At 42.3% G+C, this 15,997-nt stretch carries 14 protein-coding genes; all 14 read left to right on the top strand.

Features of this window, described 5'->3' with window-relative positions:
• Window positions 1-39: 39 nt before the first annotated feature.
• Genes G5193_RS08735 through G5193_RS08670 form a run of 14 tightly spaced genes read left to right on the top strand, consistent with a single transcriptional unit; the run spans window position 40 to window position 15,988 of the window.
• The gene (locus G5193_RS08735) at window positions 40-825 is read left to right on the top strand and encodes an ABC transporter permease (protein WP_108539995.1); all 786 of its coding nucleotides are present in this window, start codon (window positions 40-42) and stop codon (window positions 823-825) included.
• Entirely contained in the window at window positions 822-1,580 is a 759-nt protein-coding gene (locus G5193_RS08730; RefSeq protein WP_108539993.1) for an ABC transporter ATP-binding protein, read from the top strand. Before G5193_RS08735 ends, G5193_RS08730 begins: the two co-directional genes overlap by 4 nt.
• Window positions 1,577-3,862: a glycosyltransferase gene (locus tag G5193_RS08725; RefSeq protein ID WP_421205820.1), complete on the top strand. Its 2,286-nt coding sequence runs from the start codon at window positions 1,577-1,579 to the stop codon at window positions 3,860-3,862. The genes G5193_RS08730 and G5193_RS08725 overlap by 4 nt, the downstream gene beginning before the upstream one ends.
• Window positions 3,853-5,493: a glycosyltransferase gene (locus G5193_RS08720; protein ID WP_421172002.1), complete on the top strand. Its 1,641-nt coding sequence runs from the start codon at window positions 3,853-3,855 to the stop codon at window positions 5,491-5,493. Before G5193_RS08725 ends, G5193_RS08720 begins: the two co-directional genes overlap by 10 nt.
• Complete coding sequence (locus G5193_RS08715; protein WP_227340929.1) at window positions 5,465-6,115, top strand: acetyltransferase; 651 nt, start codon at window positions 5,465-5,467, stop codon at window positions 6,113-6,115. The genes G5193_RS08720 and G5193_RS08715 overlap by 29 nt, the downstream gene beginning before the upstream one ends.
• Before the next feature lie 16 nt (window positions 6,116-6,131).
• Window positions 6,132-6,620, top strand: coding sequence for a GDP-mannose mannosyl hydrolase (locus G5193_RS08710; protein WP_227340928.1), 489 nt, complete (start codon window positions 6,132-6,134; stop codon window positions 6,618-6,620).
• On the top strand, window positions 6,598-7,722 hold the full coding sequence (locus G5193_RS08705; RefSeq protein ID WP_421205819.1) for a glycosyltransferase family 4 protein: 1,125 nt from the start codon (window positions 6,598-6,600) through the stop codon (window positions 7,720-7,722). The genes G5193_RS08710 and G5193_RS08705 overlap by 23 nt, the downstream gene beginning before the upstream one ends.
• A 19-nt stretch (window positions 7,723-7,741) precedes the next feature.
• Window positions 7,742-8,692: a UDP-glucose 4-epimerase family protein gene (locus G5193_RS08700; RefSeq protein WP_421205859.1), complete on the top strand. Its 951-nt coding sequence runs from the start codon at window positions 7,742-7,744 to the stop codon at window positions 8,690-8,692.
• Window positions 8,692-9,717 (top strand): MraY family glycosyltransferase, encoded by a 1,026-nt coding sequence (locus G5193_RS08695; RefSeq protein ID WP_216954282.1) that lies wholly within the window; start codon window positions 8,692-8,694, stop codon window positions 9,715-9,717. Before G5193_RS08700 ends, G5193_RS08695 begins: the two co-directional genes overlap by 1 nt.
• A complete protein-coding gene (locus G5193_RS08690) occupies window positions 9,714-11,699 on the top strand; it encodes a polysaccharide biosynthesis protein (protein WP_421205818.1) in 1,986 nt (661 codons plus the stop codon). The genes G5193_RS08695 and G5193_RS08690 overlap by 4 nt, the downstream gene beginning before the upstream one ends.
• Window positions 11,700-11,729: 30 nt before the next feature.
• On the top strand, window positions 11,730-12,986 hold the full coding sequence (locus tag G5193_RS08685; protein ID WP_421205817.1) for a lipopolysaccharide biosynthesis protein: 1,257 nt from the start codon (window positions 11,730-11,732) through the stop codon (window positions 12,984-12,986).
• An 8-nt stretch (window positions 12,987-12,994) separates the two neighbouring features.
• On the top strand, window positions 12,995-13,762 hold the full coding sequence (locus tag G5193_RS08680) for a glycosyltransferase family A protein (protein ID WP_323912953.1): 768 nt from the start codon (window positions 12,995-12,997) through the stop codon (window positions 13,760-13,762).
• 1 nt (window position 13,763) lies between these two features.
• The gene (locus G5193_RS08675) at window positions 13,764-14,858 is read left to right on the top strand and encodes a glycosyltransferase (RefSeq protein ID WP_227340921.1); all 1,095 of its coding nucleotides are present in this window, start codon (window positions 13,764-13,766) and stop codon (window positions 14,856-14,858) included.
• A complete protein-coding gene (locus G5193_RS08670; protein ID WP_421205816.1) occupies window positions 14,855-15,988 on the top strand; it encodes a glycosyltransferase family 4 protein in 1,134 nt (377 codons plus the stop codon). Before G5193_RS08675 ends, G5193_RS08670 begins: the two co-directional genes overlap by 4 nt.
• Window positions 15,989-15,997: the final 9 nt, after the last annotated feature.

Here is a 15,997-nt window from a genome sequence, read left to right as displayed (position 1 = left end):
TTCGTTGGTGAAGGGTTATTTTAAGTTGGTGGGAGTTCTATGAGTCTTTATTATGTTAGGGGTATTTGGGATGCTAGATATTTTTGGCAGCATCTCGCTTTATCGGATCTACGCTCTCGTTGGCGGCGGTCTTTTTTCGGTGTATTATGGTCATTTATTCAACCTTTAGGTATGACATTATTAATATCTATAGTTTTTAGTAAAATGTTTAATACGGACATAGTGACGTATGCACCCTATATTTTGTCAGGAATTATAGTCTGGGATTTTGTAGTAGCCAATACCATTGGTGGTTCACTTGCGTTTGTGCAAGCAGATGCCTACATTAAACAATGCAAGCATCCATTAGCAATATATACATTACGAACTGTCTTGAGCAGCATTATAGTACTTGCACTTGCCAGTTTGGCTCTATTTGCTTGGTCAATAGTTGTATTGCCACAAAATATAAATATAACCTGGCTAGCCACCTTAACTGTTTTCCCAATATTGGCACTTATTGCATGGCCATTATCAACATTACTAGCCTATATCGGGGTTAGATTTAGAGATGTACCACATGCGATGGGATTAGTCATGCAAGCGATATGGTTTATCTCTCCGGTATATTTCGAAGAACGTATGTTCCGTTCTGGCGGATTGGATTGGCTAGTCGATTACAATCCTGTGTATCATGTATTACAAATTATAAGAGCACCACTACTAAAAGGTGAGTGGCCGAGTCTAGAGAACTATACATTTAGTCTGATAACTGCTGCTTTCCTATTTTTGCTTGCGTGGCTGATTGGCCGAAATGCAGAGAAAAAAGTGATCTTCTACCTATGAAAAAGAATAAAATTAAACTTGAGAATGTTAACCTTCATTATGCATCAGTAGCTTACAAAGAGCGGTCACTAAAGTCTCTTTTCTCTGCTGCTTTTAAAAAAGGAAAAGCAGAGCGTTCTGTCTCTGATATTCATGCATTAAAAAATATTACGCTAGAAATAAATAATGGAGAGAGGGTCGGGCTCTTAGGGCATAATGGTGCAGGAAAAAGTACATTTCTTAAAACGGTGGCAGGTCTCTATCCTATATCTAGTGGTAAATTAATTGTTGAAGGGCAAGTTCGTTCTCTTTTTGATTTGAGTCTAGGTTTTGAACCTGATGCAACAGGCCGAGAGAATATTCTCTATCGTGGTCTTCTGCTTGGCCTCTCTCCGACTTTTATGAAAGAGAAAGAAAATGAGATCGTTGAGTTTGCTGGTTTGGGTGAGTTTATTGATTATCCAATTAAAACTTACTCTGCAGGCATGCAGGTAAGACTAGCATTTGCTATATCCACAGCAGTTGGTGGCGATATTTTGCTCCTAGATGAAGTGATTGGTGCTGGTGATGCTCAGTTTATGGCAAAGGCTAAAAGCAGAATAATGAGTTTGATTGAGAATGCTGAAATACTAGTTTTAGCATCACATGATTTCAGCGCATTGAAAAATATTTGTTCAAGAGGGATTGTATTTCATCATGGTGAATACATTTTTGATGGCCCCATTGATGATGCGATCATTGCCTATAAACGAGTCAATAATCTGGATTTAGCATGAAAAATCGAGTGTTGTGGCTGCTTAACCATTCAACATTAAGAAACTTTGAAATACCTCAGCTAATAGAGTTTGGTATTGAAGAAATATATCTTCCAAAAAAGTTTCCATATGATGAGGGAAATTTATCGGCAAGTATTACATTCGATTTTGACGATAAATTGACTATCCCTAGGCATGAACTTGATATTTTAAATGAACAAAATTGGTATGAGTCGCCCAGTAAAAACGCTTGGGATATTGTCAATAAATATTTTGATTATGCGATAATTGGCTTCTTCCCAAAGCAAATTAAGTCAACCATTAAAAATTTTAATGGTGCCGTCATTCTTCGTGTATTTGGATTATCTAAGGGATACAATTATTCTTCTTTACTAAGAAGTGAGTGTGGAGATAATGTAGTATCAACGATTAAATCGATGGGGAAAAGATTCTGGTTTGGTTGTGGCTATGAGCATATTTCCGATGTAGAAATGCCATATTTAGCAAAGCGCTCATGCTATTTGCCTGTTGGTTTAAAAGGTAAATATCAACCTGATAATTGGACTGGAAAAAGAAAGACGATACTATTTGTCTGTCCTAGAATAGGAACATCTCCATACTTTAAAAGTATTTATGAATCCTTTGTTCGTGATTTTAAAGAGTTTGATTATATCATTGGTGGTGCGCAGCCAATAGCTGTTAATGATAAGAAAGTACTCGGCTTTGTATCTAAAGAAGAGCACTCTGATAACATGCAACAATGCAGCGTTATGTTTTATCATTCCACTGAACTAAATCATATACATTATCATCCCTTTGAAGCTATACAAGCTGGTATGCCATTAATATATATGGCTGGGGGAATGCTGGATTTGATGGGTGGCGGGGATTTACCTGGCAGATGTGAAACAATTGCAGAGGCTAAGGCTAAGATTAGAAAAATTTTAAATGGCGATGAACAGTTAATCAATGATATTAGAAAAACACAGCATGTGCTTCTTGAGCAAATGATGCCAGAGTATTGTGCTTCAATATGGAAAAGAAACTTTAGCCTTGTCGTTGATGGATTAAAAGAGCATCGCCTTCAGCAGAAAGCTCGCCCTACATATATCACTAGAAAAAAGCGAATTGGTGTAATTGTTCCGATTGAGTATCGAGGGGGGAGTCTGCGAGGCGCTAAGCTTTTAGCTGATGCCATATTACTTGGTAGTCAACAGGCTAATGAAGAATGTGAGGTCGTTTTTGCGCATCCAACAATTGATGAATTAGAGCATGCTAATGAATTGCGGGATTTAAATCCAAAAATTCAAAGGAGAAGCTTCTATTGGCAACATCTTTCTAAAGATGATGCTACACGTGCTATGCAGTATGCTGGTCATGATGGCTGGTGTGCCGTAGATGAATCATATATGGTGCCCAATGACAGCATCAGTAATTTCTATGATTGTGATATTTGGGTTTTCGTTTCCGACAGGCTGGACAAAACGCTGCTTCCAGTAAGACCGATAGTATTGATGGTATACGATTATTTGCAGCGATATGTTTCAATTTTGCAAGGAGGTGCTGATCATCCCTACTTGAAAGCAGCAACACAAGCTGAGCGAGTCTTGGTTACTACTGAGTTTACTTGCCGAGATGCGCAACAATATGCTGGTATTGAGTCTGACAGAATTGCTAGGTTACCTATGTTGGCACCTGACTTTTCGTTTTCAGATGAGCAGCAAAAAGATGTTGGCGATTATTTCATTTGGACAACTAATCTCAGTCCACATAAGAATCATCTCAATGCTGTCAAAGCATTAGAAATTTATTATAATCAGCTAGCCGGTTCTCTTACATGCTTTATTACTGGAGTTAATACTCAGAGTATAATGGAAAGTAAACTTTCATATTTGAGCGAGTTTGTGAGAACTGTTGATAATAGTAAGTCGTTGAAACGTAAGATAAAATTATGTGGTGAGTTATCCGATTTAGAATATAAAAAAGCACTAAAAAAAGCAGCATTTATATGGCATCCTGCGCGCATTGATAATGGTACTCTTTCGGTTATTGAGGCTGCCTATCTGAATATACCTGCACTCTCCTCTGATTATCCGGCAATGCGTGAAATAGATAGACAGTTTTCACTTAATTTAACATGGTCTGATGCAAACTCGCCGGAGCAAATGGCTTGGCAGCTAAAATATATAGAAGAGCAAGCTTTGCATCTTCGAAAAAATTTGCCTAGTAAAGATATACTGAAAGAACAACGAGTGCAAAATCTGGCTAAGCATTATTGGGGGGTAATACGCGAATGTCTGTGAGAAAATTTGGAATTTATCTTTGCTATGCCCCATCTGTTGATTTACGAAAGGAGGGACTTGGTCGTTACTTGGCTGCCTTTCTTAAAGGTGCTGCAGCACGTGATGATGTAAAGTTTACCTTGGTTTGTCCTAGTTGGTCTACGAAAGATCTATATGACCTTTTTGATAGTGAGAATGTACCACATGACAGTTTTTCGATTCGCTCGCCAGATAAAAGACCACTTTTACTGGATCTTTACCATTGGTACATTAACCGTAAAACGAAAAGACAAAAAAGAAAAACACTCAAATCGTTTTTACTGGAGTTGGTTGCTAGCTTGAAGGAAAATATTTTCCATTATGTGGAAAAGCGTTTGTTAAATGCATACACAAAATTGGATCTGATCCTTTTAGGCATTGAAGGGTGTTTGTTATTTCTGCTGGCTTTAATCATTTTCCCATTATTTTTTATTTTTTCGTTTCCTTTTTTATTGGCGTTCTTTTTTATTCGTAGATTGAAATTAATTGTGCTGGGCAGGTTTTCCAAGTACATAGGCCGTTTCATGAAAATGATTTACTCGCCTAAAGATGATGGATTTGTATTGCGTCTCTACCGTAACATGGAGTTGGTGGAAGGGAAGCGTATAAGCGCATTAATCGATAGTATGCATGATATATCTGCATGGTATTGTCCAACAGCCTATTGGCCTGAGTTTAACAAGATCGATGCCCCTCGATTAATGTGTGTACCTGATGTTGTTTTACGAGAGTTTCCCGTGGCCTTTTCTCAAATTGGTGGTGATAGAACTCTATCGACGTTTAAATTGTTAGAAGAGGCTATCAGAACAGGGGATCACTTTGTAACTTATAGTGAAGTGGTAAAATGGAATACACTTATTGATGGCTATCAAGTATCAATGGACAAGGTGTCTGTAGTACATCACGCCGCTAATAAAGTTGATAGCTTCATTAATATTACTGGTCTACCAGATAATGAAGAGGCAACTACCCATTATGCCAAGTCGTTACTCATGTCCGCTATTCGCAAATCGAATGAGCAGAATTATGTTTCAATATTTAAAAATAAAGATGTAGAGTTTGTTTTTTATGCTAGCCAGATCAGGCCAAATAAAAACATAATAAGTTTATTCAAAGCGTATGAGTATCTTTTACGAAAAAAATTCGTTCAGCACAAACTGATCGTTACCGGCAGTGTTAGTGTTATGCCTGAAGTAAAAGAATTTGTTATTAGTCACAATCTGCAACACGAAATTTTATTTTTGCATGGACTAACAATGCAAGAGCTCGCAGCTTGTTATAAATTGGCAAGTTTGGCAGTTAATCCAAGTCTAAGTGAAGGTGGGTGTCCATTTACATTTACTGAGGCGTTATCTGTTAATACACCAGTTGTTATGGCTCGTATTCCTGTAACTGAAGAAATTCTTACTGACCCTGAGTTACAGGAAATGACATTTTTTGATCCATATGATTGGAGAGATATGGCTAAGAGAATAGAATGGGCACTCCACTATAAGGACATCTTACTACGAAAACAGTTGCAGATATACGATCAGTTATCAATGCGTACATGGTCTGATGTTGTAAATGAGCATATCGATATACTTGAGCGTATTAGTTGCTTGGAGAAATAATGTGGTAGATTCAAAGAAGTTGGCCATTTTAGGATGTGGTGGACATGCAAGAAGTGTGGCTGATATAGCATTATCGTTAGGATTTTCAACGTTATGCTTTATTGATGATAATGCAAAACCTGGCGAGAGTATTTTGGGTTATCCAGTCTTTCCTTCATGGGATGTAATCTCTCCCGATGAGTGGATTTTTTTTTCTGCAGTAGGTGATAATCATAAAAGAAAGTTACAGTTAGAGATATTGGGGAAAATGGGGTGGCAAGTTGCCACCTTGATTTCTGCCACAGCCACGATTGGTATTAACTCTATCATAGGTAAAGGAACATTCGTCGGTCATCATGGGCACATTGGTCCTTCAGTTAAAATTGGTGAGGGATGCATTATCAATTCAGGTGCAATAATTGAACATGACGTCTGTGTTGATGAATTTACGCATGTATCGGTCAACAGTACAGTGGCAGGTTCAGTTAATATTGGGAAGTTATGTTTTATAGGTGCTGGCGCGACTATAATCAACAATATTACTGTTCGCGACGAGATTACTGTTGGTGCCGGTGCGTGTGTTGTAAACACTATAGATCAGCCCGGAATTTATGTGGGTGTGCCAGCAAAGAAATATAAATAACATCTTGGGGCGAGATATGCATCTTACGGATGATGATTTTTTAAAAACAATAAAAAGCACCCCCTTAATCTCGATTGATCTGGTGATTTCAGATAGTTCAGGGCGATATCTTCTCGGTCTCAGAAGAAATAGACCTGCAGCCGATCATTGGTTTGTTTTGGGGGGCAGGATAAAAAAGGGAGAAGCTATATTAGATGCCTTTAAAAGAGTTGCTGAGAATGAGCTTGGTGTGACGTTACAGAGTTCGAAAGCTAAATTTATTGGAGTCTACGAGCATTTTTATAAAGATTCTTTTTATGACGTTATGACTCCAACTCACTATGTTGTTTTAGCGTATTCAATAGAACTAGACCATGATATAAATTCATTCTCTGTTGCTCAGCATTCAAAGTATAAATGGTTTGATATAGTAGACCTTCTTGCATCACCAGATGTTCATCAATACACAAAGAACTATTTTTTAGATAAGGGCTTGGAAGATAATGAAAATTCTTCATTTTTTTAAAACATATTATCCAGATGCTTACGGTGGTGTGCAACAAGTCATATATCAGCTTGCGGAAGGTGCAGTAAAAAAAGGGCATGAGGTTGATGTATTATGTTTAAGTGCTGATAATGCTGGTCGAAATTTTAACATCGCTAATCATAGTGTGCATGCTGCAAAAGAAGATTTTTATATAGCTTCGACTGGTTTTTCATGGTCTGCGATTGTCGAATTCAGGCGACTGGCTGAGAAAGCTGATATTATTCATTATCATTTTCCGTGGCCCTATATGGATCTCGTTCATTTTTGGGTTAATCCTAAAAAGCCGACGGTGGTCAGTTACCATTCTGACATTGTCAAACAAAAATACCTGCTACAACTTTATAAGCCATTGATGATGTCTTTTCTAAATAAAGTTGATGCTGTGGTCGCTTCTTCACCCAATTATGTCAAGACCAGCCCTGTTCTCTCTAGCCTAAAAAAGGATGTTGAGGTGATACCATTCGGTCTGGAAAAGGTATCTCCAAGTTATGCAGAACTATCGTTATCGAATAAATGGAATGATAAAATAAAAGGGCGTTTTTTTCTTTTTATCGGATTTTTACGATATTATAAGGGGTTGTCATTTGTCCTTGATGCTATGCGTGGACTTGATTATCCTTTGATAATAATTGGTGAAGGCCCATGTGAAAAGGAGTTGAAGTCTCAGGCGGATAAGTTAGGATTAAAAAATACGTTGTTTGTTGGTCCAGTAAGTGACGCTGAAAAAAATATTTTACTGGAGTTATGTTACGCTGTGGTATTTCCATCTCATCTGCGTTCTGAAGCGTTTGGTATGACTTTGTTAGAGGCATCAATGTATGGTAAGCCAATGATTACTTGCGAAATTGGTACAGGCACTACATATATAAATCTGCATGGTGAAACCGGCTTGGCAGTTGAGCCAGCAAATAGTGAGGCTCTCTCATCTGCAATGAAAAAGTTATGGGATGATCAAGATGAAGCTGAGCGTATGGGGAAAAATGCAAAGGCTAGATTTGAACATAACTTTACTGCCGACGTCATGATTGATAAATATATGACGTTATATGAAAAGGTTATCTCAAATTATTATTCATCTTGAAATGCCTATCTCAAACTGTATGTCCATACCTAGAATTCTTGTCACAGGTGCCAACGGATTTGTAGGCAAGGCGGTCTGTGAACACTTGCTGGCTCTGGGGGCGAATGTTAAAGGAGCGGTGCGAAGTCACCCGCTGGCTTCTTACCATCTTCATGCTCCCTCTCTGACTGCGGATGCCAACTGGACAGCCCAATTGCAACAGGTGGATGTGGTTGTTCACTGTGCTGCCAGGGTGCACGTGATGTCGGATACCGCGACAGATCCCCTGGCAGCATTTCGAGCGGTGAATACAGAGGGCACCCTAACGCTTGCTCGACAAGCGGCTGAGGCTGGGGTGAAGCGCTTCATCTTTATCAGCTCGATCAAAGTGAATGGCGAGCAGACCGAGCCAGGCAAGCCATTTGATGAGAATGTGCAAAGTCCGCCAGAAGATCCCTATGGACGCTCGAAGTATGAGGCGGAACAGGGGCTGATGGCACTCGCGAAAGAGTGTGGTATGGCTGTAACCATCATCCGTCCTCCTCTTATTTACGGGGAAGGGGTGAAGGCTAACTTTGCCAGCATGATGACGTGGGTGCGCAAAGGGGTCCCGCTACCCTTTGCCCGTTTGACCAATGCGCGTAGCCTGTTGGCGTTACCTAATCTGTGTGACTTTATTGCCCATGCGATGGCGCACCCGGCTGCAGTGAATCAGGTCTTTTTAGTCGCAGATCCTGTCGCAGTGTCGACGTCTCAGTTGTTGGCGGCGATTGCAGAAGCAGAAGGCGTTAGCTGTCGGCTCTTTTATCTCCCACCAGGAGTAATAAGAGGGCTTGGACGCTGTTTGGGGATTGATGCCAAGCTACAACGGATTTATGGCTCTCTGGAAATGAATACCCGCAAGGCTCAGAGCCGATTACAATGGTCGGCACCCTATTCGCTCTCTCAGACCTTATCTCTGATGGCGTCAATCCATAGTGAGTCGTCTTGATGCTGGCATTTGTTTTGTTGTCGATATTTTGTCTTTTTCTTTCAATTACCATGACCGGCCTGCTCAGGCGCTACGCCCAGACCCGCTTGCTTGACCAACCCAATCATCGCAGTTCGCATCAGGTGCCTACCCCGAGAGGCGGTGGCATGGCTATCGTGGCGACCTTTCTGCTGGCAGCCCCGTTGTTTGTTACCCTGATCCCACTGCCCGCCGGCATATCCCAGAGCAGCTTTGCATTGATATGGGCTGCGGCGCTGGGCATTGCATTGGTTGGTTTTATCGATGACCACATCTCTCTCAAGCCTCGAACCCGCCTGATTGTGCAGAGCATGGCGGCCGCTTTGGTGGTTTCTGCGGTTAATGGTTTGCCAGCGCTGACCTTCTTTGGTTGGCAGCTCGATCTGGCCTGGTTTGGTTACCTGCTGGTCTGGCTGGGGGTGATCTGGTTTATCAATCTCTACAACTTTATGGATGGCATCGATGGCTTGGCGGCAGGTGAAGCCGTTGTCGTCTGTCTGTTCATGACGTTATTTCACTATCTGGTTGGGGGGGAGTGGTCGTCTGCCAGTTTGATCCTGCTACTGGGGATTTCGGCGGCTGGCTTCTTGTGCTGGAATTTTCCGCCCGCCAGGATCTTTATGGGGGATGGTGGCAGCGGTTTTCTTGGCTTGATGCTGGCTTCCCTGATGCTGCTGGATGCCGCTTCTGCGCCTCAATTCCTGTGGGCATGGCTCGTCATGCTCGGAGTCTTTGTGGTTGATGCGACCTGGACGTTACTGAATCGCTATCGTCTGAAATGTCGTCTGAGCGAGGCGCATCGTACTCATGGCTATCAATATCTGGCGAGACGTTGGCAAAGTCATCGAAACGTGACCTTGGCTGTGCTTGTTTTAAATAGCCTCTGGCTTGCGCCGATCGCTGTCATGATTGTATTGGGCCAGCTCGATGGTGTGATCGGTCTGGTCATTGCCTACTTGCCGTTAGCCTTTCTTGCGTATCACCTGAATGCAGGAGTACCAGAATGAGAAATGAGCTTTTACCCGGAGGGGGCTGGCTACTGAGTTGCCTGGGCTCCCTATCACGAGCCAGCAAGCGTGTCATCTCTGTCGCCGTTGATATGCTCTTGATCACCATGACCTATTGGGGAGCGTACTGGATCCGGCTTGAACATAACTGGCCCATCGATAGCCCTCATCACTGGGCACTCCTTGGCGCAATTATCGTTGTCAGCATCAGTTTGTTTGTACGGCTGGGGCTCTATCGCGCAGTACTCCGATATGTCAGCTTTCGGGTCTTATGGACAATCTCGCTAGGCGCATTTCTTTCAACCTGTTTCTTTGTTCTCTCTGCATTTTACTTTGATATCTTTCTGCCCAGAACGGTATCTGTTATCTATCTCTCCTTTTTGGTGCTGCTGGTCGGTGGTGTGCGGCTGTTTTTCCGGGCGCTGCTCAATACCACCCGTCTGGCTCGTACCCAGGTGTTGATCTATGGCGCGGGTTCTTCGGGTCGACAGCTTCAAATGGCCTTGTTGCAAGGTAATGAGTTTTATCCCGTCGCCTTTATTGATGACGATCCCGCCAAACAGGGATGCGTGATCCAGGGCTGTACCGTTTATCACAGTGCTCAGTTGCCAGCCCTGATTGACCACCATGGGGTACAGAAGATCTTGCTGGCTATGCCGAGCAGCACCAGAGCGCGTCGTCAGGAGGTGATCAATGCACTTGAGCCCCTCTCTTGCGAAGTACTCTCTATCCCGGGAATGGCCGATCTGGTCAATGGCTCGGCTCGCATCGATCAGCTCAATGAGGTTTCCATCGACGATCTGTTGGGCAGAGATCCGGTAGAGCCGGTGACAAAATTAATGGAAGCCAATATCACAGGCAAAGCGGTCATGGTAACCGGTGCCGGTGGCTCCATTGGTTCTGAGCTCTGTCGCCAGATCTTGCGGTGCCGGCCATCCACTCTGGTACTGTTCGAACTATCCGAATACGCCCTCTATGTCCTGCACAAGAACCTGCGGGAGCAGTGTCAGCGTGAAGAAATCGAAACGGATCTGGTGCCGTTATTGGGGTCAGTGCAGCGCCAGCATCGTCTCAAGACGGTGATGCAGAGCTTCAGGATCCAGACTGTCTACCATACGGCTGCTTACAAACATGTCCCGCTGGTTGAGTTCAACATCATTGAAGGGGTACGTAACAACGTATTCGGCACTCTTTATGCGGCACAGGCGGCCATTGAGGCAGGGGTGGAAACATTCGTGCTTATTTCTACCGATAAAGCCGTGCGGCCAACCAACACCATGGGGGCCAGCAAGCGTCTGGCCGAGTTGATCTTGCAAGCCTTGACCCGCGAGAAGCACAGCACCCGTTTTTGTATGGTGCGTTTTGGCAATGTTCTCGGATCTTCCGGCTCAGTGGTGCCGTTATTCAGACAGCAGATAGATAAGGGGGGGCCCATCACCCTGACTCACCCCGATATCATCCGTTACTTCATGACGATACCTGAGGCTGCCCAGCTGGTGATCCAGGCAGGTGCCATGGGGGAGGGGGGCGATGTCTTTGTGCTCGATATGGGTCAACCGGTACGGATCATGGAACTGGCCAAACGCATGATACGCCTCAGCGGTCTGACACTGCGTGATGAGCAGCGTCCCGATGGTGATATCGCCATAGAGGTGACGGGGTTGCGGCCGGGCGAAAAGCTCTACGAAGAGTTACTGATTGGTGATGATGCCAGAGGAACCGAACACCCCAGGATCATGGTGGCACAAGAGAGCTGGCTGCCCTGGTCCCGACTGCGCCCCTTGCTGGCCTCGCTGGATGATGCTTGTCACCGTTTTGATCAACAGCAAGTGCGCGAGATCCTGATGCATGCTCCTGCTGCATTCGAACCGACGGATGGTATCTGTGATCTGGTGTGGCTAGCGAAGCAGCAGCATACAATAACGGAGAACATCGTGAAGCTACCAGTACACAATGTTAATTTTTTGCTGGCTAGAAATTGAGTTACCTGTTTCTATAATGAGGCAACTTGGATGCGATTAGGCTTGGTTGTGGCATTTTATCGAGAATATGCCGCAATTATTACTAATGTTAGTATTCTATTATTTGAAAAAATGGTGACCATTGGGTTGGTTTTTTTTTGCGAGGGGGTAATTAGTCATCTACTCGGTGTGTCATTATATGGGAAATGGCTATATTCGCTCAATGCCGTCATTTTATTGTCATCAGTTACATTGATTGCCGGCTCGGAAGTTGTTGTTCCGGCATTAGTTCGGCATCCTCATTTGCGTTGGAAGATACTATCTTCAGTATTTGTTTTTCGTCTACTTTTCGCTTTGGTTGCTTTGCTTGTCACATTAGTCTACGCAAATTTTATTGTCGCAGATCAAGATGTAAGATTAATGCTGATGCTATTGGCACTGGCGCTCATTTTTAATGAACCATTTTCAGTAATAGCCAACTACTATCAAGCCACCACAAATATAGGTATTGTTGTAGCGATTCGTCTTGCAATTTTATTATTAAGGGTGCTTTTGGTAAGCCTCGCTCTTTTACTTTCATCTTATTTCATCATCTATTCAAGCAGGGCAATAGAAGCAATGTTTTTAGCTATGTCACTGTGTTGTGTTATTTATTTTAGAGGTGGCATCTGGGACTGGCATAAAAAAGTGGCAGTGGTAATGTTAAGTCGAGGTGGGGCGCTCTGGGTCCCATTAATGCTGATGCTGATTTATATGAGAATTGATCGCTTTTTCATCGAGCATTACTTAGGGTATGAACAACTAGCCATGTATGGTGTAGCTAGTCAAATGCTAGAGCAGGGCGTACTTGTACTTGGTATAGTTGTGCAGTCTATAGCCCCAATGATGTTATATGGGCGCAGAGTAAAAAAAATACATACGGTCTGTTTAGGGCTGTTATTAGTTGCATGTATCTTGCAATTAATGGGTTGGTTATGGCTACATGAAATTGTCTATTTTATCTTTGGAAAAGATTATGAGTTAGCAGCAGAATTAGCCATTATGATGTTGCCTGCGCTTTCTTTTTTCGCTGTGGATAGCGTTTTAATGCAACGGTTATACCGTGACAAAAAATATTTTTTGATAATGTGCAAGTGGTTCTTTCTCTTAATTATAAGCGTGTTCAACTATTGGTTGTTGCTAAAAGTATTTCGTTCCGGTGACATTTACATCGTTTACATAACTAATGCTTTTTTGATGATGGCTGCGACGATGTCGATATACTTCATTCATCAATATAAAGGTTGCGTGTGTAAGGTCGTGCAATGATAACAATAATGACGCCAACTTATAACAGAGCATATGTTTTACCAAGGTTGTATGACAGTTTGTGTCAGCAGACAAGGCGGGACTTTGAATGGCTTGTAATCGATGACGGTAGCACTGATGGTACCGCCGAGCTTATTTTTGATTATAGAGTTAAATCTGACTTTCCAATCAATTATTTTTATAAAGAAAATGGAGGGAAGCATCGCGCTATAAATGAAGGTGTGGTTCATGCGACCGGTGATTGGATTATCATTGTGGATAGTGATGACTTATTAACTGGTGATGCTGTTGCCAAGCTATATGATGTTATGAATCATATTGGCTCGGAATTTGTTGGGATGTGTTTTAGAAAAGCAACATTATCTGGTCATATAATTGGTATCTCCGACACCGCATGGAGCAAGTCAATGGTAATGCAGCCCATCATGGCAGGGCATATATTACAAGGTGACCTGGCTTATGTTTTTCGCACTAATGTTATGCGTGAGTTTCCTTTTCCTCAGTTCCCGGGCGAAAAGTTTGTACCAGAGTTATATATATGGAATAAAATTGCCGATATAGGTAAGATAGTTTTTTATGTAGACCAAGTAATATACTTGTGTGAATATCTTCCTGATGGCTACACCTCAAATTTTAAAAAAAATCTAAGAAGTAATCCATGTGGTTTTGGTTTGTTTTATCGAGACCAGGTGATCCGAGATACTCGATTGTTCGGCAAGGTCAAAGCATGTGTCAGAAGTCTCCAGTGCATTCTTTACTGTTGGTTGAAGAAATAGCATGAAAATTGCGATGGTAATCACAGGCCTTGGTATGGGGGGCGCTGAACGACAAGTGTGCGATTTGGCAGATCAATTTATTAGGTTGGGCCACCATATATTAATTATCTCGATGACCGGTGAAATTAGCAATCGCCCACATTCGACTGCAGCAAACATCGTTTCACTGCAGATGAGGAAAACTCCATTTAGTGTTTTCAAAGCATACTGGCAGGCGATCAGGTTACTTAATCAATATAAACCGGATGTGGTGCATAGCCATATGGTGCATGCAAATATTTTTGCTCGGTTATTACGATTGTTTGTATCATTTCCGAAGCTTATCTGCTCTGCACATAGTGTTAATGAGGGAAGAGGGTGGCGGATATTGGCATACCGGCTTACCGAAAGGTTATGTGATCTTAACACAAACGTAAGCCAAGAAGCAGTTGAGGCTTTTATTAAACAAGGTGCGGTATCTGCCGGGCGAATGAAAGTCATGTATAATGGTATTGATACGGAGCGTTTTTATTTTAACGCCACAGTCAGAAATAAATTACGCTCTCAGCTTGGGATTGATGACAATAACATATTGTTAATTTCAGTAGGCAGACTGACCGCTGCCAAGGACTATACAAATTTGCTTGTTGCATTTGCGATGTTATCTTCGAGATCCAATAATGTTAAGTTGGTCATCATAGGTGAGGGTGAGGAAAAAGAATACTTAACCACAATCGCTAGCGCACAAGGGATTAGCGAGCGAGTTCATTTCTTGGGGCTGCGCTATGATGTTGAAGATTGGATGAGTGCAGCAGATATATTTGTGTTGTCATCAGCTTGGGAGGGGTTTGGTTTAGTTGTGGCTGAGGCTATGGCTACTGAGCGGGTAGTGGTTGCTACCGATTGTGGTGGAGTGAGGGAAGTGGTTGGCTCTGCTGGATTGCTTGTCCCCTCTAAAAATAGTCAGCAGCTATTTACCGCGATTGAGCAGGCTATGATGCTTTCGCCGCTTGAGAGAGAGGTGATGACTAGGGAGGCTCGGATTCGGGTTATTAGCCATTATTCAATAGAGACTATCTGTCTGCGTTGGTTAAATTTGTACCAGGACTACACATGAGCAAACATCTTTGTATGGTGAGCAATACAGCGTGGTCAATGTGGAATTTTCGCCGCGGATTATTATCTGCACTTATACAACATGGATATCGCATAACCATTGTTGCTCCACCTGATAATACAGTTTTTTCGCTCTGTGATTTGGGGTGTTCATTTATACCGTTGGCACTATCCCCTAAAGGAGTCAACCCAATTGTTGAACTAAAATTAATATTTGATTTCGTAAGAATATATAGAAAAATTAATGCGGATTTAATTATCCATTATACGGTAAAACCAAATATATATGGTTCTTTTGCTGCACATCTTTGTCGCACACCTGCCTTGGCTATAACCACTGGGTTAGGATATGCCTTTATGAATGATGGTTGGGTGCCCAAAGTAGTAAGGTTGCTTTATAAATTCGCTTTTAAATATCCTAAGCTAGTCATTTTCTTAAATGAAGATGATCGCCTTGAATTTGTATCAAGACAGTTGGTAGATGAAAGAAAGACTCTGTTACTGCCTGGCGAGGGCGTTGATTTGAGTTTTTTTTATCCTTCAGAAAAATTTGCTGAAGATGACTCGGTTAGTTTTTTGCTCATTGCGCGGTTGTTATGGGATAAGGGGATTGGAGAATATGCAGCAGCCGCAAAGCAGATTCATATTCGTCATCCAAACATAAAGTTTAAATTGCTAGGCGATGTTCAGGCTGATAACCCACGAGCGATCGGATATGCACAGTTGCATGAATGGATCAATGACGGTGTGCTGGAATATCTCGGTACTACACATGATGTTAGGCCTATCATAATGGAAAGTGATTGTATTGTGTTACCTTCTTATCGCGAAGGATTGCCAAGAACTATGATCGAAGCTGCTGCAATGGCAAAGCCAATTATTGTTACCGATGTTCCTGGATGTAGAGATGTACTGCTACATGAGAAAACCGGGTTACTCTGTCAAGCTAGAAATGTTTCATCATTGGCTGATGCGATGATGACATTCATACGAATGACTACAGCTCAAAGAACCTTGATGGGTAATGCTGGGAGGCAATTAGTTAGTGCCAGATTCGATGAGAAAAAAATCATTGGCATATATTTTGACATATTGGCTCAGCATATCGATGGCGCTCACCCCTGTGGTTGATAACTAAAT

It is taken from the genome of Aeromonas sp. 601027 (assembly GCF_049174455.1).
Taxonomy (GTDB): Bacteria; Pseudomonadota; Gammaproteobacteria; order Enterobacterales; family Aeromonadaceae; genus Aeromonas; species Aeromonas veronii_A.
Note: the sequence above shows the minus strand (reverse complement) of the source record. Positions and strands in the feature narration are given on the sequence as shown.

Excerpts from the sequence above, each read along its gene's own strand:
- G5193_RS08735 (WP_108539995.1), top strand. The coding sequence starts at position 40 with ATGAGTCTTTATTATGTTAGGGGTATTTGGGATGCTAGATATTTTTGG.
- G5193_RS08730 (WP_108539993.1), top strand. The coding sequence starts at position 822 with ATGAAAAAGAATAAAATTAAACTTGAGAATGTTAACCTTCATTATGCA.
- G5193_RS08725 (WP_421205820.1), top strand. The coding sequence starts at position 1,577 with ATGAAAAATCGAGTGTTGTGGCTGCTTAACCATTCAACATTAAGAAAC.
- G5193_RS08720 (WP_421172002.1), top strand. The coding sequence starts at position 3,853 with ATGTCTGTGAGAAAATTTGGAATTTATCTTTGCTATGCCCCATCTGTT.
- G5193_RS08710 (WP_227340928.1), top strand. The coding sequence starts at position 6,132 with ATGCATCTTACGGATGATGATTTTTTAAAAACAATAAAAAGCACCCCC.
- G5193_RS08705 (WP_421205819.1), top strand. The coding sequence starts at position 6,598 with ATGAAAATTCTTCATTTTTTTAAAACATATTATCCAGATGCTTACGGT.
- G5193_RS08700 (WP_421205859.1), top strand. The coding sequence starts at position 7,742 with ATGTCCATACCTAGAATTCTTGTCACAGGTGCCAACGGATTTGTAGGC.
- G5193_RS08695 (WP_216954282.1), top strand. The coding sequence starts at position 8,692 with ATGCTGGCATTTGTTTTGTTGTCGATATTTTGTCTTTTTCTTTCAATT.
- G5193_RS08690 (WP_421205818.1), top strand. The coding sequence starts at position 9,714 with ATGAGAAATGAGCTTTTACCCGGAGGGGGCTGGCTACTGAGTTGCCTG.
- G5193_RS08685 (WP_421205817.1), top strand. The coding sequence starts at position 11,730 with ATGCGATTAGGCTTGGTTGTGGCATTTTATCGAGAATATGCCGCAATT.
- G5193_RS08680 (WP_323912953.1), top strand. The coding sequence starts at position 12,995 with ATGACGCCAACTTATAACAGAGCATATGTTTTACCAAGGTTGTATGAC.
- G5193_RS08675 (WP_227340921.1), top strand. The coding sequence starts at position 13,764 with ATGAAAATTGCGATGGTAATCACAGGCCTTGGTATGGGGGGCGCTGAA.
- G5193_RS08670 (WP_421205816.1), top strand. The coding sequence starts at position 14,855 with ATGAGCAAACATCTTTGTATGGTGAGCAATACAGCGTGGTCAATGTGG.